At 68.0% G+C, this 22,043-nt stretch carries 22 protein-coding genes, 1 tRNA gene and 1 pseudogene; 15 read left to right on the top strand and 9 right to left on the bottom strand.

Features of this window, described 5'->3' with window-relative positions; translation table 11 throughout:
• Positions 1-38 precede the first annotated feature (38 nt).
• The 5 genes from HDR50_RS08490 to HDR50_RS08470 are packed head-to-tail and all read right to left on the bottom strand — an operon-like array spanning position 39 to position 3,646.
• On the bottom strand, positions 39-779 hold the full coding sequence (locus tag HDR50_RS08490; protein ID WP_291357701.1) for an ABC transporter ATP-binding protein: 741 nt from the start codon (positions 777-779) through the stop codon (positions 39-41).
• Positions 772-1,512: a cobalt ECF transporter T component CbiQ gene (cbiQ, locus tag HDR50_RS08485; protein WP_291357700.1), complete on the bottom strand. Its 741-nt coding sequence runs from the start codon at positions 1,510-1,512 to the stop codon at positions 772-774. Before cbiQ ends, HDR50_RS08490 begins: the two co-directional genes overlap by 8 nt.
• 3 nt (positions 1,513-1,515) lie before the next feature.
• Positions 1,516-2,193: a cobalamin biosynthesis protein CbiL gene (locus HDR50_RS08480; RefSeq protein ID WP_291357699.1), complete on the bottom strand. Its 678-nt coding sequence runs from the start codon at positions 2,191-2,193 to the stop codon at positions 1,516-1,518.
• Between the two features lies 1 nt (position 2,194).
• Positions 2,195-2,842: a cobalt transporter CbiM gene (gene cbiM, locus HDR50_RS08475; RefSeq protein ID WP_291357698.1), complete on the bottom strand. Its 648-nt coding sequence runs from the start codon at positions 2,840-2,842 to the stop codon at positions 2,195-2,197.
• Positions 2,843-2,863: 21 nt separating this feature from the next.
• Positions 2,864-3,646: a DUF4198 domain-containing protein gene (locus tag HDR50_RS08470; protein ID WP_291357697.1), complete on the bottom strand. Its 783-nt coding sequence runs from the start codon at positions 3,644-3,646 to the stop codon at positions 2,864-2,866.
• 133 nt (positions 3,647-3,779) lie between these two features.
• Here HDR50_RS08470 and hydE point away from each other — a divergent pair, with 133 nt between their 5' ends.
• The 7 genes and pseudogenes from hydE (at position 3,780) to HDR50_RS08435 (ending at position 10,828) form a co-directional block, all read left to right on the top strand.
• Positions 3,780-4,742, top strand: a complete 963-nt coding sequence (hydE, locus tag HDR50_RS08465) for a [FeFe] hydrogenase H-cluster radical SAM maturase HydE (protein ID WP_291357696.1) — start codon at positions 3,780-3,782, stop codon at positions 4,740-4,742.
• A 161-nt stretch (positions 4,743-4,903) separates the two neighbouring features.
• On the top strand, positions 4,904-5,830 hold the full coding sequence (gene fba / locus HDR50_RS08460) for a class II fructose-1,6-bisphosphate aldolase (RefSeq protein WP_291357695.1): 927 nt from the start codon (positions 4,904-4,906) through the stop codon (positions 5,828-5,830).
• A 30-nt stretch (positions 5,831-5,860) separates the two neighbouring features.
• Positions 5,861-6,862: a type I glyceraldehyde-3-phosphate dehydrogenase gene (gene gap / locus HDR50_RS08455; protein WP_291357694.1), complete on the top strand. Its 1,002-nt coding sequence runs from the start codon at positions 5,861-5,863 to the stop codon at positions 6,860-6,862.
• Between the two features lie 255 nt (positions 6,863-7,117).
• Positions 7,118-7,912, top strand: a complete 795-nt coding sequence (locus HDR50_RS08450; protein ID WP_291357693.1) for a flagellar hook-basal body protein — start codon at positions 7,118-7,120, stop codon at positions 7,910-7,912.
• Positions 7,913-7,945: 33 nt separating this feature from the next.
• Positions 7,946-8,731: a flagellar basal-body rod protein FlgG gene (gene flgG, locus HDR50_RS08445; protein WP_291357692.1), complete on the top strand. Its 786-nt coding sequence runs from the start codon at positions 7,946-7,948 to the stop codon at positions 8,729-8,731.
• Between the two features lie 197 nt (positions 8,732-8,928).
• Complete coding sequence (flgA, locus tag HDR50_RS08440) at positions 8,929-10,044, top strand: flagellar basal body P-ring formation chaperone FlgA (protein ID WP_291357691.1); 1,116 nt, start codon at positions 8,929-8,931, stop codon at positions 10,042-10,044.
• Between the two features lie 61 nt (positions 10,045-10,105).
• A pseudogene (locus HDR50_RS08435) lies at positions 10,106-10,828 on the top strand (flagellar basal body L-ring protein FlgH).
• 75 nt (positions 10,829-10,903) lie between these two features.
• Here the strand turns inward: HDR50_RS08435 and upp are convergent.
• Genes upp through HDR50_RS08415 form a run of 4 tightly spaced genes read right to left on the bottom strand, consistent with a single transcriptional unit; the run spans position 10,904 to position 14,330 of the window.
• A complete protein-coding gene (gene upp, locus HDR50_RS08430) occupies positions 10,904-11,530 on the bottom strand; it encodes a uracil phosphoribosyltransferase (protein ID WP_291357690.1) in 627 nt (208 codons plus the stop codon).
• Positions 11,531-11,574: 44 nt separating this feature from the next.
• On the bottom strand, positions 11,575-12,576 hold the full coding sequence (locus tag HDR50_RS08425) for an amino acid ABC transporter permease (protein WP_291357689.1): 1,002 nt from the start codon (positions 12,574-12,576) through the stop codon (positions 11,575-11,577).
• The gene (locus HDR50_RS08420; RefSeq protein WP_291357688.1) at positions 12,573-13,424 is read right to left on the bottom strand and encodes a transporter substrate-binding domain-containing protein; all 852 of its coding nucleotides are present in this window, start codon (positions 13,422-13,424) and stop codon (positions 12,573-12,575) included. The genes HDR50_RS08425 and HDR50_RS08420 overlap by 4 nt, the downstream gene beginning before the upstream one ends.
• Before the next feature lie 33 nt (positions 13,425-13,457).
• Positions 13,458-14,330 carry an amino acid ABC transporter permease gene (locus HDR50_RS08415; protein WP_291357687.1) on the bottom strand — a complete coding sequence of 291 codons (873 nt, stop codon included), beginning with the start codon at positions 14,328-14,330 and terminating at the stop codon, positions 13,458-13,460.
• A gap of 146 nt (positions 14,331-14,476) precedes the next feature.
• Between HDR50_RS08415 and HDR50_RS08410 the strand changes: the two genes are divergently transcribed.
• The 8 genes from HDR50_RS08410 (at position 14,477) to pheT (ending at position 22,024) form a co-directional block, all read left to right on the top strand.
• Positions 14,477-14,553 (top strand) — tRNA-Val (locus HDR50_RS08410).
• A gap of 158 nt (positions 14,554-14,711) precedes the next feature.
• On the top strand, positions 14,712-16,679 hold the full coding sequence (gene thrS, locus HDR50_RS08405; protein WP_291357686.1) for a threonine--tRNA ligase: 1,968 nt from the start codon (positions 14,712-14,714) through the stop codon (positions 16,677-16,679).
• A gap of 7 nt (positions 16,680-16,686) precedes the next feature.
• Positions 16,687-17,211 (top strand): translation initiation factor IF-3, encoded by a 525-nt coding sequence (gene infC, locus HDR50_RS08400; RefSeq protein ID WP_206214952.1) that lies wholly within the window; start codon positions 16,687-16,689, stop codon positions 17,209-17,211.
• An 81-nt stretch (positions 17,212-17,292) separates the two neighbouring features.
• Positions 17,293-17,490, top strand: a complete 198-nt coding sequence (rpmI, locus tag HDR50_RS08395) for a 50S ribosomal protein L35 (RefSeq protein WP_291357685.1) — start codon at positions 17,293-17,295, stop codon at positions 17,488-17,490.
• Between the two features lie 175 nt (positions 17,491-17,665).
• A complete protein-coding gene (gene rplT / locus HDR50_RS08390; RefSeq protein WP_291357684.1) occupies positions 17,666-18,022 on the top strand; it encodes a 50S ribosomal protein L20 in 357 nt (118 codons plus the stop codon).
• A gap of 67 nt (positions 18,023-18,089) precedes the next feature.
• Positions 18,090-19,133: a phenylalanine--tRNA ligase subunit alpha gene (gene pheS / locus HDR50_RS08385; protein ID WP_291357683.1), complete on the top strand. Its 1,044-nt coding sequence runs from the start codon at positions 18,090-18,092 to the stop codon at positions 19,131-19,133.
• 31 nt (positions 19,134-19,164) lie between these two features.
• Positions 19,165-19,530, top strand: coding sequence for a translation initiation factor IF-2 (locus HDR50_RS08380; RefSeq protein ID WP_291357682.1), 366 nt, complete (start codon positions 19,165-19,167; stop codon positions 19,528-19,530).
• A gap of 88 nt (positions 19,531-19,618) precedes the next feature.
• Complete coding sequence (gene pheT, locus HDR50_RS08375; protein WP_291357681.1) at positions 19,619-22,024, top strand: phenylalanine--tRNA ligase subunit beta; 2,406 nt, start codon at positions 19,619-19,621, stop codon at positions 22,022-22,024.
• Positions 22,025-22,043 lie beyond the last annotated feature (19 nt).

The raw sequence follows: 22,043 nt of genomic DNA, 5'->3' as shown, positions 1-22,043 counted from the left end.
TCAAGGGTGGGCGCCGGGGCGCGGCTTTTCAGGATGCCCTAAGCGCCGTGGGCGTGCGGGACCTGCCCGAGCGGGTGGGCGTGGCGGTGCGTGTGGGCTTCAAGGGGCACGCCGGTTTGCAAACGGCCCTTGTCCATGCCCCAGATCTCGCCGGCCACGCGCTCGAGAAAGTCCCAGTCGTGCGAAATCACGATGCGCGCGGTGGGGAGGCCGTTGAGCACCTCGATGATGCGCTCGCGCGCGTCCGCGTCGAGGCCGGTGGTGGGCTCGTCGAGGAGCAGCGCCTCGGGCCGCATGGCAAGGACGGTGGCCAGGGCCACCAGCGTTTTTTCGCCGCCGGAAAGGCGGTACGCCAGTCGCTCCCCGTAGTCGGCCAGGCCGAGGCTCGTCAGCGTCTCCTCCGCACGGGCGCGGGCCTCTTCGGGCGCAAGCCCAAGGTTGAGCGGGCCGAAGGCCACGTCCTCCAGCACCGTGGGGAAGAAGAGCTGGTCGTCGGCGTTCTGGAGCACATAGCCCACGGCGCGGCGCAGGACGCGAAAATCTTTTTCCGTGCGCACGGGCGCGCCGTTGAGGAAGATCTCGCCCTTTTGCGGCGTCTCAAGCCCGGTGATGCAGCGGAAGAGCGTGGTCTTGCCGCTGCCGTTGGGCCCGTACAGGCCGAGGCGCTGCCCGGGCTTGAGCGTGAGGCTCACGTCATGGAGCGCCGGCCGGCCCGCGCCGCCCCCGGCATAGGCGAAGCAGAGACCGCGGATGTCGAGCAGGGGCGCGGTTTCAGGCATGGGGGCCTCCGTAAAGTTCTGTCCAGATGAGAAGGGCGGCGCAGATGAGCAGCACCGCGGAGAAGGCCGTGTCCCGGGCGCGCCAGGCGAAGGTGTCCAGCGGGCGGAAGCTGCCCGTGAACCCGCGCAGCAGCATGGCCTCGTGGACGCGGCGGGCGCGGTCATGGCTGCGCACAAGCAAGAGGCCGAGCAGGGTGGCGAGGGTGCGCCAGGTGTGGGCGTTGCTTTTGGGCACAAAGCAGCGCAGGCGCGCGGCCGTCATCAGCGCGTGCCATTCGTCGTGGATGACGTGGATATAGCGCCCCATGAAGAGCAGGAGCCACGTCAGGCCCTGCGGGCAGCCGAGGCGGCGCAGGGCGTGGCCCAGGGTCGCGATGTCCATGCCCGCGGTCAGCGCGGTGAAGAGGGCGCAGATGGCATTGGCCTTGAGGCTCACGAGCAGGCTGAGCCACAGGCCCTCCCCGGTCACGGTCATCGGGCCGAGGCTCCAGACGACGTTGCCCGGCGTGGTCCAGGGCGTCACGCACCAGAGGAAGAGCAGGAAGATATTGACGGCGCACGCCCGGCGCCCGAGCTCCCGCTGGGGTGGCCGCGCCGCGAGGAGCAGGGCGAGGCCCAACGCAAGGCCCGCGAGACAGGCGGGCAGAGACTGCGCCACGGCCACGCACAGGGAGAGGAGGGCAGCCGCGGCGAGGCGGGCGCGCGGGTCGATGCTTTGGAGCTGTGCTGCCACGGCCTAGGGCTTCTGTTGCCTGCGCCGGGCCATGAACCAGCAGGCGATGCCGACAAGGCCCATGATCCAGCCGAGGCCGCCCACGATGTCGCGCACCGAGGGCCCGGGTGAGGACAGGGCGGCGAGCTCCCGCCGGATGGGCGCGAGGCCGCTGTTCAGCGTCTCGGCCACGATGGCCCGCACTGCGGGCGCCGTGAGGGGGCCGTCGGCGGCAGTCTTGGTATCCGGAGCCGGTTCTGCCGGGGTGATGGCGGCAGAAGCGGGCGCGGCGGGCGCAGCGGATGCCTGGGCGTTTTGCTGAAAGCCGTGGCTCAGGTCCCGGGCCTCGTTGATTTCCGCGGCCGTCATGGTCCAGTCATTGACATGGCCCTCGCCGGCATTGATCTCGATGCGCAGTCCGTGGCCATGACGCACGGGCTCGGGCAAGGCGAACACGAAGACCCCGCGCTCGTTGGTGCGCCCCTGAAGCAGTTCCTTGCCGTCAGCGGCGTCATAGACGGTCACGAGGCCGTCGCGCACGGGCGCGGCGCGGTTGAAGCCGCACTCCACCACGATGTTCTCGCCTTCGACCCAGGCGAAGATGTTGACGCGGTGCGCCAGCGCGTCCGCGGGCAGCGCCAGCGCGGCAAGGAGGAGCGCCACGGGGAGCAGGCGCGGCAAAATGGGGAAGCTGCGGGGCATCTCAGTCCTCCTTGCGGGGGCTCGCTGGCCGGGCGCTCACGGGCAGGGCCTCGGCGAGCATTTCGGGCCGCACACGGGCGATGAAGCCCACGGTGATCATGGTGATGAAGCCCTCGGCCGCCATGACCGGCAAATGCGCCAGCAGGAGCAGCTTGGCCGCCGTGAGGAAGCCCTCATTGGTAAAGGCGAGGGCACACGCCGTCAAGAGGGCGGAAAGGGCCACGCCGAGCGCCCCGCCGCAAAAGGCGGCGAACTTCTCGCCCGCCGGGCCGGGCCAGTGGCGGCGGATGCCGCGCCACGCATACCAGGCGAGCACGGCCGAGCTCCCCATGGTGAAGGTGTTGACGCCGAGGGTGGTCAGGCCGCCGTACTGGAAGAGCAGCGCCTGGAGCAGCAGCGCCGCGAGGATGGCCGGGAAGGCCGCCCACCCTATGAGCACGCCGAGCAGCCCGGTGAGCAGCAAGTGGGCGCTGGTGACGCCGATGGGCACATGGATGAGCGAGCCCACGAAGAAGGCGGCGGAAAGGATGCCCACCTCCATGATGCGGCCCGCGTCCATGCGGCGCAGGCCTAAGGCCACGCCCGCCGCGCCGAGCACGGCCCCGGCCCCCAGCACCGCGGGGGAAAGGACGCCTTCTGCGATGTGCATGGTTGTTCCCCGGATTTGCTGCTAGCGCGTGACGGGCGCGGCAAAATTCGTCCAGAGCACGGCGCCCAGTTCCACGTTGACGGGCTTGCCGTCCGGGCCCGGGCGCTCGCCGCCCTCGGAGAGGGCCGCAAAGCCCCACCAGCCGGCCCAGGGCACGCCGTAGACAAAGACGCCGTTTTCGTCCGCGCGCACCACCTGGGTGACAAAATACTCGTTGGGCGCCTCGTGCCTGCCTTCGCGGTTCCAGTACTCCACCTCCACTTCGGCCCCGGGCACGGGCTTGCCGTCGAGGAGCACGCGGCCCGCGAACACATTGCCCGCATAGTTGGCGAAGGGCCGCGTCAGCGGGACAATTTCGGTCTTGAGGCCCAGCGGCTCGGCCCAGCCGTCCTCCGCGCCGAAGGCGGCCACCACGGTCTTGGCGTAATGGATGATAAGGGCGTTTTCCGCGGGCTCAAAATAGGGCTCCGGCTCCACGGCGAACTGGTAGACGCCGGGGCGCTGCACCCTGTAGCGCGTCTGCCAGGCTTTGTGGTCGAGAAAATTCGCTTCCGTAAGCGCGGGCAGCAGGTCCTCGGTTGTGCCGTCGCGGGTGACGGTGAAGGCGCGGGGCTTTGCCATGTCCATGCCCTTGCGCTCCCGCGGGTGGGCGAAGGCGATGTCCAGCGTGAGGTCGGCGGCGGCTTTTTCCGTCACCGTGGGTGCCGACGGGATGATCATGCCGAAATGCGCCCGAGCCGGGCCTGCGTGGGCGAGAAGGAACACAAGGGCCGCAAGGGCCGGAACGAGACGGGGGATGCGCATGGGACCTCCGGGTCATGGTGGTGAACGGGTGTGAAATTAGTAGCACGAAATTACAAAATGTGTCAAGCGCAGGCGCGGGGCCGCTGGACAGGCGCCCCAAAGTGCGCCACTTTCGGGCCAGGGAGCGAATGGCATGGACCGGGCCGACATCCTGCATCTTCTTAATACGCCCGACGGCGAAAGCGTGCGCGCTGCGGCCGAGCGGGAGCTTTTGCGCGCCAAGGGGGCGCGCGTCTTCGTGCGCGGGCTCATCGAGTTTTCCAATGTCTGCCGCCGCAACTGCCGCTATTGCGGGCTGCGCGCGCAAAACAGGGCGCTGGCGCGCTATACCCTCACACAGGCGGAGGTGCTGGACGCGGCCGCGCGCGCCGTGGCCCTGGGGGCGGACAGCATCGTGCTCCAGTCTGGCGAGGGGGCGGCGGAGGCCGCGTGGCTCGCCGAGGTGGTGCGGGAGATAGTGACAGCCCTGCGCGTGCCCGTGGCCCTGTGCGTGGGTGAGCGGCCGGAGCGGGACTACGCCCTCTGGCGCGACGCCGGGGCCACGCGCTACCTGCTCAAGCACGAGACCGCGGACGCGGCCCTCTATGCGCGGCTCCATCCCGGCCATACGCTCGTCGAGCGGGTCGGCTGCCTGCGCGTGCTCAAGGCCCTGGGCTATGCCACGGGCACGGGCTTCATGACCGGCCTCCCGGGGCAGTCGCCCGAATCGCTGGCCGACGACATCCTGCTCGCGCGGGAATTGGGCGTCGCCATGTGCGGCGCCGGCCCCTTCATCCCGCAGGCGGAAACGCCGCTGGCCCGGGCTCGGGGGGGCACGGCGGAACAGAATTTGCGCGTCCTCTCCGTGCTCAGGCTGGCGCTCCCCGAGGCCGACCTCCCGGCCACCACGGCGCTGGCGAGCCTTTCCCCGGGCGGCCAGGCTGCCGGACTCCGGGCCGGGGCCAATGTGCTCATGCCGGGCTTCACCCCCGAGGCGCGGCGCGCGGACTACCGCATCTATGACCACAAGGCGCCGGTGAGCATGGCCGACGCCGCAAGGGCCATCACCGGGGCCGGCCGCACATGCGGTATACGGGGAGTGGCCCAAGGAGCGTGAGCGTGCCGCCGGGGCGCCTTTCTTAAGCCGCCCCTCACTTCCGGCCGGCTGAAGTTTGCCTTTGCGCTTTGCGGCCATTTGTGGCACTGTCAAGGCATCGTTTTTCGGCCGGGTGCGGCCCGGCCCACCAGAACCCAAGCCCGGATGCAAGGAGGACAGCCATGCCGCTTGTCGGACCCAAGGAGATGTTCGCGGCCGCCTATGCGGGCCACTATGCCATCGGCGCGTTCAACGTCAATAATATGGAAATCATCCAGGGCATCATGTGGGCGGCCGCCGAGGAGAAATCGCCGGTCATCCTGCAGGTGTCGGCCGGCGCGCGCAAATACGCGGGCCAGGTCTACATCATGAAGCTCGTGGAAGCCGCCCTGCAGGAAGACCCGGGCATCCCGGTGGTGGTGCACCTCGACCACGGCCCCACCTTCGAGATGTGCCGCGACTGCATCGACGGCGGCTTCACCTCGGTCATGATCGACGGCTCGCACCTCCCCTATGAGGAAAATGTCGCCCTCACCAAGAAGGTGGTGGACTACGCGCACCCGCGCGGCGTGTGGGTCGAGGCGGAGCTCGGCAAGCTCGCCGGCGTGGAGGAGCATGTTTCCTCGGCGGAGCATGTCTATACCGACCCGGACCAGGCGGTGGACTTCGTGGACCGCACGGGCTGCGACTCGCTGGCCGTGGCCATCGGCACGAGCCACGGCGCCTACAAGTTCAAGGGCGACGCCAAGCTGGACTTCCCCCGGCTCGAGGCCATCAGCGCGAAACTGCCCGGCTATCCGCTGGTGCTGCACGGCGCCTCCAGCGTGCCGGAAAAGTTCGTCAAGCTCTGCAACGAGTACGGCGGCAAGGTGGGCGGCGCCAGGGGCGTGCCCGAAGACATGCTGCGCAAGGCGGCCACCATGGGCGTGTGCAAGATCAACGTGGATACCGACATCCGCCTCGCGCTCACGGCCACCATCCGCCAGTTCTTCGTGGAGCATCCCGAGCAGTTTGACCCGCGCTCCTACCTCGCGCCCGCGCGCGAGGCCGTCAAGGAAATGGTGGCCCACAAGATCCGCGATGTCATGGGCTCCGCGGGCAAGGCCTAGCGTTCCACCCCCAAGCCGCAAGGAGCACGCATGCCCGTCACACTGGGAATGAACGGCTTTGGCCGCATCGGCCGCTATCTCCTCCGCCTGCTCGCCAATGACGACGAGATCATCTTCACGGCCATCAACGCCCGGGCCTCCAACGACGCCCTGGCCTATCTCCTGAAGTACGACTCCACCTACGGCACCTTTCCGGGTGAGGTGGGGCACGACGAGAACGGCCTCATCGTCAACGGCCGGCACATCACGGTGACGCGCTGCAAGGCCGGCGAGTGGGAGTGGGGGCGCCTCGGCGTGGACATGGTGGTGGAGAGCACCGGCACCATCAAGGACCGCGAGGGCCTTGCGCGCCACCTGGAATGCGGCGCGAAAAAGGTCATCATTTCGGCGCCGGGCAAGGGCGTGGACGCCATGATCGTCATGGGCGTGAACCAGGGCATCTATGACCCCGCAAAGGACAACATCCTCTCGGCGGCGTCCTGCACCACCAACTGCCTCGCCCCGGCGGTCAAGGTCATCCACGAGAACTTCGGCTTCGACCACGGTCTCATGACCACCATCCACTCCTACACCATGAGCCAGCGCATCCTCGACGGCACCCACAAGGACTGGCGGCGCGGCCGCACCGCCGGGGTCTCCATGGTGCCGTCGAGCACGGGCGCGGCCAAGGCCGTGGGCGTCGTCATGCCCGAGCTCGCGGGGCGCATCAACGGTATGTCCGTGCGCATCCCCACCTTTGACTGCTCGCTCGTGGATCTCACCTGCGAGGTGGAAAAGCGCTGTACCGCCGAGGAGGTCAATGCCGCGCTCAGGGCGGCGAGCCTCGGCGCCCTGCACGAGAACCTGGGCTATTCCGAGGAGCCGCTCGTCTCCATCGACTACCGGGGCAGCACCTACGGCGGCGTTATTGACGCGCTCTCCACCCAGGTGCTGCGCGAGACCATGGTCAAGCTCCTCATCTGGTACGACAACGAGGCCGGCTTCACCAACCAGCTCCTGCGCCTCGTGCGCATGGTGGGGAAAAGCCTCTAGCGGCTTNNGCCGNCCGCAGAACAGCGTCCTNACAGGGCCGTCGCATCNNAAGGTGCGGCGGCCCTGTTTTTGCATCCTNCTNTTATATGCAGCCCAGATGCAGGATTGCCGCCANGGTNNNGGGNCNNTGCCGGNAAATCAGGCATTGGCCCGCTCCTTGCAAACANTNNGGCACAAGCACTGGCAGGCGGCTTTNCCGCCACCATCCGCCGGNGGCGGAAGCGGCCCAGAGGGGCCGCGCCAAAAGGAGAACCTATGCAGGACGCACTGTTTAGCGGGCTTTTCGGCGCGCTGACCACCGAACACCGCATGAATTTCATCGCCAATAATTTGGCGAACGTGAATACCACGGGCTACAAGCGCCANACGCTCGCCTTCAAGGANACCATGGCCTACTACGCCCATGACGAGATCCGCGAGCCGCTCATGCACCTGCGCTCCGAGCCGCTCTTTCCCGAGCCCAAGAACATGGCGCGCCCGCGCATCGCGGTNTCGNAAATCGACTTTTCGCAGGGCTCCATGGAGTTCACGGGCNACCCGCTCGANGTGTGCATCAACGGCGAGAACGCCTTTTTCCGCGTGACCACGCCCAATGGCGACTANCTCACGCGCAGCGGGCATTTCGTGCTNTCNAGCGACGGCACNGTCATGACGNCNANCGGCTANCCNNTNCAGGGCACGGGCGGCAACATCGTCATCCCGCCGGGCACGCGCAATGTGGTCATCGGCGGNGACGGCCAGGTCTCGGCGGACGGNGTGGTCGTCAACCANATCGCGCTTTTCAGCGTGGANNGTCCGCACAATCTGGAAAAGCTCGGCGCCAACCTCTACAAGACGCGCGACGGGACCAATGCCGGCGANGGCGACGCCTATGCNGGCGGCGCGCGCCTGGAGCAGGGNTTTACGGAAAAGGCCAATGTGGAAGTGGTTTCGGAAATGGTGAACATGATCGAGGTGAACCGCCAGTTCGAGGCCTACCAGAAAGTGATGCAGACCGCGGACACCNTCGACCGCGCCGCCAATGACAAGGTGGGCAGGCGCGTCGGCTAGGCGCTCGCCTCCAAGTGAGAAGGAGAATTTCCCATGATGCGTTCCCTGTATACCGGAGCCACGGGCATGGTGGCCCAGCAGCTCAACATCGACGTCATTTCCAACAACCTCGCCAACGTGAACACCACGGGCTTCAAGAAGAGCCGCGCCGAGTTCGAGGATCTCATGTACCAGACCATGAAGATCGCGGGCTCCATCACCGAGGGCGACAACATGCTGCCCGTGGGCATCCAGGTGGGCATGGGCGTGCGCCCCACGGCCGTGCACAAGTTCTTCACCCAGGGCGACTTCCAGAACACGGGCAACGCCCTNGACGTNGCCATCGAGGGNGACGGCTTNTTCCAGGTGGATGTNAACGGCGACCTCATGTACACCCGCGCGGGCTCGTTCAAGCTCAACCAGGACGGCACCGTGGTCACGGCCAACGGCTACATCCTCCAGCCNGAATTCACCGTGCCCGCGGAGACNAAGAACATCTCCATCTCNGCCAACGGCCATATCGCCGCGCTGGACAGCGAGGGCCAGGAGATCGCCGGGGCGGACATCCCGCTCTACACCTTCATCAACCCCGCCGGCCTNGACGCCCGCGGCCGCAACCTCTACNCGCCCACCGAAGCNTCGGGCGACGAGCAGGAAGGCGTGCCNGGCACNGACAATGTGGGCACGCTGGCGCAGGGCTTCCTCGAAATGTCCAACGTGGAAGTGGTGGACGAAATGGTGAACATGATCGTNGGCCAGCGCGCCTATGAGGTCAATTCCAAGTCCATCCAGACTTCGGACTCCATGCTCGGNATCGCGGTGCAGCTCAAGCGCAGCTAGGCCGGTTGAGCAGTTGAGGTAGAGGNAGATGATGATGCGCAGNGGATGGCGGGGCGNNGCGCGGCCGCAGGGGCAGGTGCTCGCGGCNGCGGCCCCCGACGGNNGGGCGCTNGNGGCTCGCCGCGCTGGGCCTCGTGCTCGCCCTGCTCATCCAGCTNTGGGCGCCCGCGGCGGCGCNNGCNGGGGCNCAGGGNGGCGTGCCCCAGGCCGTCTGGCAGGACAGCGACCGCAANCANCGCCGCTCGCCCGCGCAGGTNAANAANCAGTTGCGCACGCCGCAGGTGCGCGCGGGCAAGGTGCCGCTCCCCGACAANGCGCAGACCGAGCGCCAGGCCAAGACGCGCAANCTTGTNGCNACNGGCGCCGCCGANATCCCGGCGGCTCCGGCGCCGGGCGGNCAGCTCCCCATGCTGGGCGAAAGCGACTGGCGGCTCAAGGTGGCCCCGGCCGCCGTGACCAATNNCGACATGGTGCGCCTTGGCGAGATCGTCACGCCCATCGGCCAGATAGACCCGGCCCTGTGGAACGATTTGCGCGAGCGCGAGCTCTGGCCCGCGCCNCCNGAGGANGGCAAGCCCCTCCAGATCAACCGCTCCAAGCTCTCGCAGGTGTTGCANCAGGCGCTCGGCAAGGANTACGCGGGCCGCTGCATCCTGCCGTCCTCGCTGGTCATCCAGCGCGGGGGCCTGGTNTTNCGGGAAGANGACCTGCGCGCCTATGTTGTCAAAAGCCTGACGCCNCAGCTTCAGGCCATGCCGGGCGANGCGGAACTGACGGATTTTCGCCTGCCGGAATACATTTTTCTCGCCCANAGCGGCCAGCGCGTNCAGCTNGAGCCGGGCAANCTCGCGCCNGGGCGCGTGCCCCTGCGCTTTGCCGTGCAGGAGGCGGACGGCACCNNCCTNNGNCGNGTGGCGGCCACGGCCAANCTCACGCTCTGGATAACCGTGCCNGCGGCCGGGCGNCNGCTCTCCAAGGGGGAGACGCTCTCGCCCGAGGCCGTGACCTTCATGCGCGTCAACGCGGGCCAGCTCAAGGANGTGCCCTGGGACGGNCAGGGNGGCCCCTGGCAGGTCATCCGCTCCNTGGGNACGGGCGAGCCCATCCTGCANAGCGACCTTGTGAACCGCCTCACNGTGCGNCGNGGCAATATCCTGACCCTGCGCTACGAGCGCGGCAATGTGCAGATGACCATCCAGGCCGAGGCCCTGGCCGACGGCGANCCGGGCGCGACNATNCCGGTGCGGAATTTGCAAACGAAGAAACAAGTCTATGCCACCGTCAAGGACGGCAGCACAGTTGANATCCGTTAGCGGCTCNTGCCGCAAGGCGNNCGCACAGCGCCGCCNNGAATTTCGAGAGGAGGGGAANNACATGAAACGCAAGGCACTGACAGCGGCNCTGGGGGCGGCTTTCCTGCTCTGNACGGCCTGCGGNGGCAGCGGCTCNTACAAGCGCCCGGCGCTNCAGCAGCCNGTCACNCCGCCGCAGGAATACCGNCAGGAAGTGGACGGCCGCAACAATCCGGGCTCGCTCTTCGCGGCCAGCGAGGANGAAACGCTCTTNGCGGACANCCGCGCCCACCGCGTNGGCGANNNCNNGNTGGTGAAGATGGTGGAGAGCACCAAGGCCGAGAACAAGGCCGAGACCAGCGCGGACAAGGACAACCAGAACAACTACCAGGTCGCGGCCATGTTCGGCAAGAGCAAGACCGGCTTCATCCCCTTCGTGGGCATCGGGCCGCAGATGTCGGTGGGGAGCCCCGGCCTGACCACCACCTCGCAGAGCGACTTTTCCGCCAGCGGCAAGACCAAGCGCGAGAACTATGTCACCACCTCCATGGCGGCGCGCGTGCTCCGGGTGCTGCCCGGCGGCCTGCTCCAGATCGAGGGCGCGCGCGAGATCCGCGTCAACGAGGAGACCGAGTTCATGGTGGTGCGCGGCATGATCCGCTCGCGTGACGTGGACGCGGACAACAGCATCCTCTCCACCAAGATAGCGGACGCAAGCATCGAGTACTACGGCAAGGGCGTGCTCGCCGACAAGCAGAAGCCCGGCTGGTTCACGCGGCTCATGGACAATATCTGGCCCTTCTAGCAGAAGGCGAAGGAGCAGAAAACAACGAAAAGCCCCCGGCATGCCGGGGGCTTTTTGCGTGCCAGAAAGCGCCCCTTATTTCGTTCCGAAGATGCGGTCGCCGGCGTCGCCGAGGCCCGGCAGGATGTAGCCGTCGGCGTTCAGGCCCTCGTCGATGGCAGCGGTGTAGATGTCCACGTCCGGGTGCGCGGCCTCCACGGCCGCGATGCCCTCGGGCGCGCAGACGAGGTTCAGGGTGTGGATGTGCTTGCAGCCGTTGCGCTTGAGGATGTCGATGGTCGCAATCATGGAGCCGCCCGTGGCCAGCATGGGGTCGAGGATGAAGGCGAAGCGGTCTTCAAGGTCGCTCGCGAGCTTCACATAATATTCCACGGGCTTGAGCGTTTTTTCGTCGCGGTAGAGGCCCACCACGCTAATCTTTGCGGCCGGCACCATGGCGAGCACGCCGTCCATGAGCCCCAGGCCCGCGCGCAGGATGGGTACCACGGTGAGCTTCTTGCCGGAGAGGGCGTCCACCTCGATGGGGCCGGCCCAGCCCTCGGCCTCGCGGGGCTCGGTGGGCAGGTCCTTGCTGGCCTCATACATGAGCAGGCCGGCGATCTCGTTGGCGATGCGCCGGAATTCGCTGGTGCAGGTGCTTGCCGTGCGCAGGAGGCCCAGCTTGTGCCGCACCAGGGGATGATCGACCACATAGGCTGCCATGATGTCTCCTTGTTTGGTGTTTGGACTGCAAAACGCTTTGCGCCTCACGCAAAGTCGCTGCGCCGCTCGAGCCAGCGGCCGAGGGCCGCGCAGGCGAGGCCCACCATGAGGTACAGGGCGCCCGCGCTGATCCAGATCTCAAAGGTCATCTGGCTCACCGCCATGACTTCCAGGCTCTGGAAGGTGAGCTCCGGCAGCGAGATGAGCGAGGCCAGCGCCGAATCCTTGAAGGTGGAGATGGTCTGCCCCACAAGCGGCGGCAGCACCACGCGCGCGGCCTGCGGCAGGATGACGAGCGTGAGGCTCTGGCCGCGCGAAAAGCCGAGGGCCCGGGCCGCGTCCCACTGGCCGGCGGACACGCTCTCCACGCCGCCGCGCACGATCTCCGCCACATAGGCCCCCTCGTAGAGGCCAAGGGCCAGCACGGCCGCGAGCATTCTGTCCATCTGGCCGGGCGGCGCGAAGCCGAGGGCCACGGCCTCGCGGAAAACTTCGGGCAGATGCCGGATGGCGTCTTCCAGCGCAGCCACCGGCAGGAGATTGCCCGCGAAAAAGTAGAGGAAGAAAATGAGCACGAGCGGCGGCGTATTGCGGATGATGGTCACATAGACGCGCGAGGGGAGGGCGGCCGCGCCGCGCGCATGGGCGCTGGCAAGACCCACGGGAACCCCGGTGAGCAGGGCGAGCACCATGCCCCAGAAGCCGATGCGCAGGGTCACGCCGAGGCCGAGCAACAAGAGGCCGGCCTCCCACTGGCCGTTCGCGCCGCGTCGGAGCAGGAATTCCCCGAGCACCGACCATTGCCAGTGGTATTGGGGCAGGTTCGCGGCGCGCCAGACGCACCAGGCGCCGGCCGCGAGCAGCGCGCAGAACAGGAAGGCGTCCTGCCAGGCGGGGCGCCAGCGCGCAGCCGGGCCGCCCCCGGTCGCGGGGCGCCGCCCCCAGGCGCGGAAGGGCGACCACGACTCGTCCTGTGCGTCCTTCCGCGCAGGGCCCGGCATGGCCTTGGCTGGGGCGCCCGCGGGCGCCCCGGTGCGCCGCGTCATCGAACGAGCTTCTCCCAGTCCGTGCTGTGGAACCAGTAGTTGCGGCGGTCCTTGAGCCAGCCTTCTTCCTCGGCCATGCGGATCCAGTTGTCGAGCACGTTGAGCGAGTCCACATCGCCCTTGCGGATGAGGAAGCCCACGGGCTGGCGCGAGATAGCCTCGGTGGTGGGCTGGTATAGGACCTCGGGATTGCGCAGCACGGAGAAGGCGGGCAGCGGCGCGGAGGAGAGCATGAGGTGCGAGCGGCCGGCGATGACATCCTGCACGGCCGGCGCCTCGTCGTCAAAGGGGCGCAGCGTGGCCTCGGGGAAGAGCTTTTTCGCGGCCAGCGCGGGCGTGCTGCCGCTGCGCACGGCGATGACGACCTCGGGCTTGTTGTAGTCCTCGGGGAACTTCATGCCCTTGGTCTTTTCCTTGTTGGCCACGGCCTCGATGGTGGCGTAGTCATAGGGGATGGTGAAATTGCCCTTGAGGTTGCGCTCCGGGGTGACGCTCATGCTGCCGATGATGATGTCGAACTTGTCGGCGAGCAGGGCCGGGATGATGCCCGACCAGCGCGTGGGCACCAGTTGCAGCTCCACGCCGAGGTCCTTGGCGAGGCGGCGGGCCACGTCGACCTCAAAGCCGATGAACTCGCCGTTCTTGTCCTGCATGGCCCAGGGCACGAAGGAGGAAAAGCCCACGCGGAGCACGCCGCGGTCGAGCACCTTGTCGATGAGCGGTTTTTGGGCGGCCTCGGCGGCATGCGCATGCCCGTGCGAGAGGTGGCAGGCGCCGAGCAGGAACAGGCAGACAAGGGCCGCGGCCAGCGCGGGCGCGGGGAGGGTGAGGCGGTTGAGGCTAGGCATGGAAGTTCTCCCGGTTTGGGGTGCGGGGCGGTGTCAGGAATCCGCGGCGGCGGCCTCGGGCCGCGAGCCGTTGCGGCGTTCCAGCAGCCAGCCGGGCACGGACGCGCAAAGCGTCAGCGCGAGGTAGATGGCGGCCACGAGCAGCCAGACCTCGAAGGCCAGGAAGGTCTCGGCGATGATGGCCTGAGCGCGCATGGTGAGGTCGGCCACGGCGATGGCGCTCACAAGCGAGGTATCCTTGATGAGCGTCACTATCTGGCTCGTGAGCGGGGGCAGCATGTTGCGCGCCGCCTGCGGCAGGATGACGAGCCTGAGTGCCTCGCCAAGGCCGAAGCCGAGGCTCAATGCCGCCTCCCACTGGCCGCGGGGCACGCTGAGCAGGCCCGCGCGGAACAGCTCGGCCATGTAGGCGCCCTCGAAGGCGCCGAGAGCGAGCACCGCCGAGCCGAAAGGCCCGAGCGAAAAGAGCGGCGACAGCAAAAAATAGACGAAGAAAAGCTGGAGCAGGAGCGGCGTATTGCGCAACAGTTCGATATAGGCGCCGGCCGCGAGGCGGCAGAAGGGCCACGGCGACAGGCGGCACACGGCCGCGGCGAGCCCGAGCAGGGTGGAGAGGCAAAAACCGGCCGCCGCGATGCCGAGGGTCATGAGCAGGCCCTCGCACAGGGGGCCGGCCACGAAGCCGTGGGCCGTCCAGCGGCCGAAATGGCGCCAGACGCGGTTCCACTGCCATTCGTAGCTCATGCCTTCGCTGGCGAGTTCCAGATAGACGAAGACCAGCGCGGCCAGCGCGAGGAGGAGGGCCGGCCCGCGCCAGCCCAAGCGGGCGCGGCGGCGGATACCCGGACCCGGCGCGCCCGGCGCTTCCGGGGCAGTCTGGCCCGGCGGGGTGGAATTGTGCGGCATGGCGCATTGTCAACGCGCCGCGGGCACCTTGTCAAGAAGCGGGGCCGGCGGCGGGCGCGCCGCCAGCGCGGCAAAAAATGGCGCGCCCGGTAAAAAATACTTGACGGAATCCGCGCCCGCGTCTATAACGCCTCTTGCCTCTATGTAGGAGCGTAGCTCAGGTGGCTAGAGCACTTCCTTGACACGGAAGGGGTCAGCAGTTCAAGTCTGCTCGTTCCTACCAATTCGCATGGAAGGGGAGCATTCCCCCAGGCATATGGGCGCCGCGGCGCGGAGCAGTCAGAAATGGGGAGCTTGCCTCCCCATTTGTTTTGGCCCGCTTGTTTTGGCCGCTTGTTCTGGAGTGACGGGGCGCCGCCAAAAATGCTCGAAGGAGCCGGTATGGATGTTCTGGTGGAGGGCCGGGCGGTGAGCGCCGCCTCCGGGGCCACGGTGGCCGATGTCTTGCGTGAGGCCCTGAGCGGCAAGAAATTCAAGGCCGTGGTGGCCGCGCGCGTGCCCGGCGCGGGGGACGGGCCGGGGAACGCTTCCAAAGGCCGTCTGCTCGACCTCTCCGCGCCCGTGCCGGCCGACTGCGCCGCGCTCGAGCCCGTGTACGCCGATTCGCCCGAGGGGCTTGCCCTCATCCGCCATTCCACGGCCCATGTGATGGCCGCGGCCGTGAAAAAGCTCTTCCCCAAGGCGAAAGTCACCATCGGGCCGGCCATCGACAACGGCTTCTACTACGATTTCGATGTGGAGCGCCCCTTCTCCAGCGAGGACTTCGCGGCCATTGAGGCCGAGATGCAGCGCATGGCAGAGGCGTCCCTTCCCTTCACCCGCGAGGATGTGGCCAAGGCTGACGCCCTTGCCCGCTTCAGGGACATGGGCGAGACCTACAAGGTCGAGCTCATCGAGAACCTCCCCGGGGATACGGTCTCGCTCTACACCTGCGGCGACTTCACCGATCTTTGCCGCGGCCCGCATGTGCCGCACACCGGCTTCGCGCGCGCCGCTAAGCTCATGAGCGTGGCCGGCGCCTACTGGCATGGCGACGAAAAAAATCCCATGCTCTCGCGCATCTACGGCACGGCCTTCGCCGACCAGAAAAGCCTCGACGCGTATCTTCGCCAGCTCGAGGAGGCCAAACGCCGCGACCACCGCAAGCTCGGCCGCGAGCTCTCGCTTTTCACCTTCCATGAGGANGTGGCNCCNGGCATGGTGTTCTGGCTGCCCAAGGGCATGCTCGTGCGCACCATCCTNGAGGANTTCTGGCGCAAGGAGCANCTNNGNCGCGGCTATGACATCGTGCAGGGNCCGCAGCTNCTGCGCGTGGANACGTGGCAGCGCTCCGGCCACTANGACCACTANCGCGANAACATGTANTTCACGCAGATAGAGGAAGACGCCTACGGCATCAAGCCCATGAACTGCATCGGGCANATGCTCCTCTACAAGCACGAGCTGCACAGCTACCGCGACCTGCCGCAGCGCTATTTCGAGCTCGGCGTGGTGCACCGCCACGANAAGAGCGGCGTGTTGCACGGGCTTTTGCGCGTGCGCCAGTTCACGCAGGACGACGCGCACATCCTCTGCACGCCCGANCAGNTGCAGGACGAGATNNTGGGCGTCATCCNGCTCATCCGCGCCCTCATGGAGCTTTTTGACTTCGAGTACAAGGTGGCCATNTCCACCCGCCCCGAGAACAGCATCGGCACNGACGAAGCNTGGGAGCAGGCCACGGGCGCGCTCNTNAGCGCNGTGGAGGCNGCGGGCCTCCCCTACGAGATCAACGCGGGCGACGGCGCCTTCTACGGCCCCAAGATCGACGTGCGCCTCCTCGATTCGCTCGGCCGCGAGTGGCAGTGCTCCACCATCCAGGTGGACTTCACCCTGCCCGAGCGCTTCGACCTCGTCTATGTGGGGCAGGACGGCGAGCGCCACCGGCCGGTCATGGTGCACCGGGCCATCATGGGTTCGGTGGAGCGCTTCATCGGCGTGCTCATCGAGCACTATGCNGGGGCGCTGCCCACCTGGCTCGCGCCGGAGCAGGCGCGCCTGCTCACGGTGACGGACGAGGCCGCGGAAGCGGCCAAGCGCCTGCGCGCCGAGCTGCTCGCGCTCGGCATCCGCACCGGCGAGGACACGCGCAACGAGAAGCTGGGCTTCAAGGTGCGCGAGGCNCAGCTTGCCAAGGTTCCGTATATGTTGGTTGTCGGTGAGAAGGAAGTGCAGGCCGGCGGCGTGAGCGTGCGCCTGCGCAGCGGCGAGAACCTGGGGCTCAAGTCCGTGGCGGAGGTGGCCGCCCTCATCCGCGCGGACGCGGAGGAGCCCTTCAAGCGAGGAGGGATGCGCTATAGCTTCTCCTAACATGAGAATGCGCCGCGACATGCCGCAGGACGGCGTGAGGCGCAATGAGACCATCCGTGCGCGCGAGGTGCGCGTCATCGGCGCCGAGGGCGACCAGCTCGGCATCCTGCCGCGCAACGAGGCCATCGCGCTGGCCAAGGAGGCCGGGCTCGACCTCGTGGAGGTGGCCTCCAATTCCGAGCCGCCTGTCTGCCGCATCATGGACTACGGCAAGTTCAAGTACGAGCAGCAGAAAAAGAAGGCCGAGGCCAAGAAGCGCCAGAGCGTCGTGCAGATCAAGGAGATCAAGGTCCGGCCCAAGACCGACGACCACGACTACGAGACCAAGCTCAGGCACATCCGCCGCTTCCTCGAGGACGGCGACCGCTGCAAGGTGACGGTGTTCTTCCGCGGGCGCGAGATCGTCCACAAGGACCGCGGCGTGGCCATCCTCGAGCGCATGGTGCAGGATCTGGCCGATGTGGCCAAGATGGAGCAGGAGCCGCGCGCCGAGGGCCGCACCCTCCAGATGCTCCTCGTGCCGAAAAAATAATCCCCTTGCGGCCGCAAGGTTTTTGCGGCACTATGCAGCCCCGGCGTCCGGGATGGCCGCCGGAACCACAAGGAGTGCGTCATGCCCAAGATCAAGACCCGGCGCGCCGCCGCCAAGCGTTTCCAGCTCACCGGCAGCGGCAAGTACCGCCGCCGGCGCCAGAATATGCGCCACATCCTCACCAAGAAATCTCCGGGCCGCAAGATGCGCCTCGGCCAGGCCACTCTGGTGGACCAGGCCAACGAGAAGGCCGTGCGGCGCATGCTGCCCAACGGCTAGCAGGTTTTTACGGGGCCGCGCCGTGCGCGGCCGTTCGGGCGAGCGCGCCCGGCCCGGCACAACGGGCCCGGGCCTTGCGGCGTCCGCTTCCCGGTGCGCCCGGCGCCCGGGAATTTGAAGTACGCTACCCCCGGCGGGCATGCCTCCGCCTTGCCGGGCGAAGGAGGGAACACCCATGCGTGTAAAGAGAGGAATGACCACCCACCGCCGGCACAAAAAATNTCTTGANGCGGCCAAGGGTTTNCGNGGCGCCCGNCACCGCCTGTACCGCACCGCCCGCGAGGCCGTNGAGCGCGCGTGGCAGAATTCCTTTGCCGGCCGCAAGCAGCGCAAGCGCGATTTCCGCGCGCTGTGGATCATGCGCATCAACGCCGGCTGCCGCCTGGGCGGCCTTTCCTACAGCCGCTTCATGCACGGCCTNAAGNNCGCGGGCATCGNNCTNAACCGCAAGGTNCTCGCCAANCTCGCCATNGAGCNCAAGGACGATTTCGCGGCCGTGGTCGAGCTGGCGAAAGCCGCCCTCAAGAAGTAGGGGCGCGCCGCCGCATTTGCCGGGCGGCGCCCTGCCGCCCGGCCACCTTGCGAGCATGGGGGATTCNATGGATCTCATGGCAGCATTGGAGGCCCTGGCGCCGGAACTGGAAAANGGGCTCAGTGAGGCCGGCTCGCTGGACGCNCTCGAGGAGCTGCGCGTGGAGTTNCTGGGCCGCAAGGGCCGGCTCGCGCGCATCATGNGCGAGCTCCCCTCGCTCGCNCCGGCCGACAGGCCCGCGGCNGGGCAGGCNGCCAACCGCGTNAAGGCGCGCNTGNGCGAGCTNTTNGCAGCGCGCAAGGCCGCCATCGAGGCCGGCCGCGAGGCCGCCGTGCTCGCCCGTTTCGACCCCACCATGCCCGGCCGCGACTTCTGGCAGGGCTCGCTCCATCCCACCACCCTGGTCATGAACGAGGTCTGCGGCATCTTCCGGGGCCTCGGCTTCGACATCGCCTCCGGCCCGGAGGTGGAGATCGACCACTACAATTTTGAAGCCCTGAACATGCCGCCCGAGCATCCGGCCCGCGACATGCAGGACACCCTCTATATCACGGAGACCGTGCTCATGCGCACCCACACCTCGCCGGTGCAGGTGCGCACCATGCTCGCGCAGAAGCCGCCGCTGGCCGTGGTGGCGCCGGGCAAGGTCTACCGCCGCGATTCCGACCTCACGCACACGCCCATGTTCCACCAGATCGAGGGCCTCATGGTGGGCGACGGCATCAGCATGGCGCATTTGCGCGGCATTCTCACGGCCTTCGTGCGCGCGGTCTTCGGCGCGGACACGCGGGTGCGCTTCCGGCCGAGCTTTTTCCCCTTCACCGAGCCTTCGGCCGAGGTGGACATTTCCTGCTGCATCTGCGGCGGCTCGGGTCATGCGGGCGACGAGCCCTGCCGAGTGTGCAAGGGCACGGGCTGGGTGGAGATTTTGGGCTGCGGCATGGTGGACCCGGCGGTGTTCGCCGCCGTGGACTATCCGCCCGAGGTGAGCGGCTTCGCCTTTGGCCTCGGGGTGGAGCGCATCGCCATGCTCAAGTACGGCATCGGCGATCTGCGCATGTTTTTTGAGAACGATGTGCGCTTCCTCGCCCAGTTCGGGCGGGGCGCCTAGGGCCGTGGGCCGGGGGCGCCCGCTGAGGGCTGTGGCGGCGCGCGCGGGCTGGCTGTTCGCGGCCTGCCTTTTGTGTGCCGCGCTGGTGGCCCTTCCGGCAGGCCCCGCTGCGGCGCGCTCGGCCATGAGCCCGCGGCATTCGGGCATGGAGCCACCGGGAGGCCCGCGCACCTCGGACGTGATGCCCGGGGGCGGCCCCACGCGCACGGCCGAGGGCGGCATGGGCTATACCGACGCCTACGGCAATACGCTGGACGATGTGCCCCCGCCCGAAAAGGAGCCGCGCAAAAGGCCCCGCGCGGGCGCCTATGGCGGCTATGGCGCGGCCCCGCAGGAGCGGCCCCTGCCTGACCCGGGGGCGGCCAGCGATGCGCCTCCGGTCTGGTCATTCAAATAAATAACTCTTCCGCCGCTCTCCCGCGTCCGGCTTGGGCCGCGGGAGCCCGGCGCGTCCCGATCATTCCCCTCCCGGCAAGGATGTCGTCATGCTGCTTTCCCTTTCCTGGCTCCGCGAGTTCACGCCCTATGAAGGCACCGCCGAGGCGCTCGGCGACAGGCTGACCATGCTCGGCCTCGAGCTGGAGGACATCGTCAACCCCTTCGCGGACATCGCCGACATCCGCGTCGGCAAGGTGACGCTCTGCGAGCCGCATCCCGATTCCGACCATCTCCACTGCTGCAAGGTGGATGTGGGCGATGACCAGATACTCGACATCGTCTGCGGCGCGCCCAATGTGGCCACCGGCCAGATCGTGCCCGTGGCCCTGGTGGGCACGCGCCTCCCGGACGGCACGGTCATCAAGAAGGCCAAACTGCGCGGCCAGCCCTCCATGGGCATGATCTGCTCCGAGCGCGAGCTCGGCCTGAGCGACGCGCATGACGGCATCCTCGTGCTGCCCGAGGGGCTGCTGCCGGGTTCGCGCATGGTGGACGCGCTCGAGCTCGACCGCGAAGTGCTGGATATTTCCGTCACGCCCAACCGGGCGGACTGCCTCTCCGTGCTCGGCCTCGCGCGCGAGACGGCCATGGCCTTCAAGCTGCCCTTCAAGGTGCCGGAGCTGCCGCTCATCCTCGAGACCCAGGCCCCCCCCGTGGAGGTGCCCATCGACATCACCGACCCGGAGCTCTGCTGGCTCTATTCCGGCCGCGTCATCTCCGAAGTGAAGGTGGCGCCCTCGCCGGTGAAGGTGCGCTACCGGCTCTACGCCGTGGGCGTGCGCGCCATCTCCAACATCGTGGATGTGACCAACTACATCCTCTTTGAATGCGGCCAGCCGCTGCACTCCTTTGACCTCGACAAACTGCGCGGCGGCCGCATCGTGGTGCGTCCGGCGGCCGAGGGCGAGCATTTCGTCACCCTCGACGGCAAGGAACGCGTGCTCACCTCGCGCGACCTCTGCATCTGCGACGCCGAACGCCCCGTGGGCCTCGCCGGCGTCATGGGCGGCCAGAACACCGAGATCACGCCCGAGAGCCGCAACATCTTTCTCGAGAGCGCGGTCTTCCGGCCGCAGACCATCCGCCGCACCTCGCGGCGGCTCGGCCTCTCCTCCGAGGCCTCCTACCGCTTCGAGCGCGGCATCGACCAGCAACGCACCGTCTGGGCGCTCGACCGGGCCTGCGCGCTCATGGCGCGGCTTGGAGGCGGCTTCGTGCGCCAGGGCTTTTCCGTGGCCGAGCCCAGGTCCTTCCGTCCCTGCCGCATCCCCTTCCGGCCTTCCCGCGCCGACGCCCTTCTGGGCGTGGACCTCAAGCCCGCCTTCTGCGCCGAGGCGCTCGAAAGCGTGGGCTGCGCCGTGGAAAAGGACAGCCCCGACGCCTGGACGGCCATCCAGCCCTCCTGGCGCCCGGACCTCACCCGCGAGGCCGACCTTATCGAGGAGGTGGGCCGCATCTACGGCCTCGACGCCATCGAGCCGGAGCTGCCGCCCATGCGGCGCAGCCTCGACGCCGCCGGCGCGCCCGAAAGCCGCTTCGCCTTCTGGGGCCGCATCCGTGAGTGGGGCGCGGGCCTCGGGCTCAACGAGGCGGTCAATTACAGCTTTGTGGGGCACGGGGATCTTGACTTCCTCAAGCTCCCGGCGGAGGGGCGCATCTCCATCATGAATCCCCTCTCGGCCGACCTCGATGTGCTGCGCACCGCGCTCGCGCCGGGCCTTCTGCACGACCTGCGCAACAATCTCGCCCAGGGTGTTGCGGGCCTGCGCCTCTTCGAGCTCGCCAACATCTTCGAGGCCGACCCGGCCTCCGAGACCACGGCCCGCGAGACCGGCATGCTCGGCATCCTGCTCTACGGGCGCCGGCACGAGGCGGCGTGGCCGCATGCCGAGGAGGACATGGACTATGCCGACATCAAGGGCATTGTGACGAACCTGCTCGGGTTCCTGCACCTGCCGGCGCCGGAGTGCCGCCAGGCCGAGGACCATCCCTTTCTGCTGCCCGCGGTGGACATCCTCGTGGACGGGGAAAAGATCGGCGTCATGGGCCGGGTGGTACCGGCCATGGCCGCCGAGTTCCACGCGCGTAAGGCCGTGTGGCTCGCGGAGCTCGATCTGGAGACCCTGCGCCGCCTCCATGACAAGGTTGTTGTGACCTTCAGGGCGCTGCCGGTCTATCCGCCGGTGCGGCGCGACATCACCGTCATCGCGCGGCCCGGGCTTTCTGTGGGCGAGGTCATCAAGGCTGTGCGCGGCCTCGGCCTGCCCCTGCTGGAAGACGTGGCCCTCGTGGACTGCTTCGAGCCGGAGGGCGACAAGACGGACGGCGAGCGGCATCTGACCTTCCGCCTCACCTTCCGCCATGCGGACCGCACGCTCAACGACGCGGAGGTGGACAAGGTGCGGGCGAAGGTGGCAGAATCTCTCACCAAGCGGCTGGGCGTCCGCATCTAGCGCGGGCGCATGCGCAAGC

It is taken from the genome of Desulfovibrio sp., assembly GCF_014803725.1.
In the GTDB taxonomy this organism is placed as follows: Bacteria; Desulfobacterota; Desulfovibrionia; order Desulfovibrionales; family Desulfovibrionaceae; genus Desulfovibrio.
The sequence above is the reverse complement of the archived record's forward strand: the minus strand, read 5'-3'. Positions and strand labels throughout refer to the sequence as shown.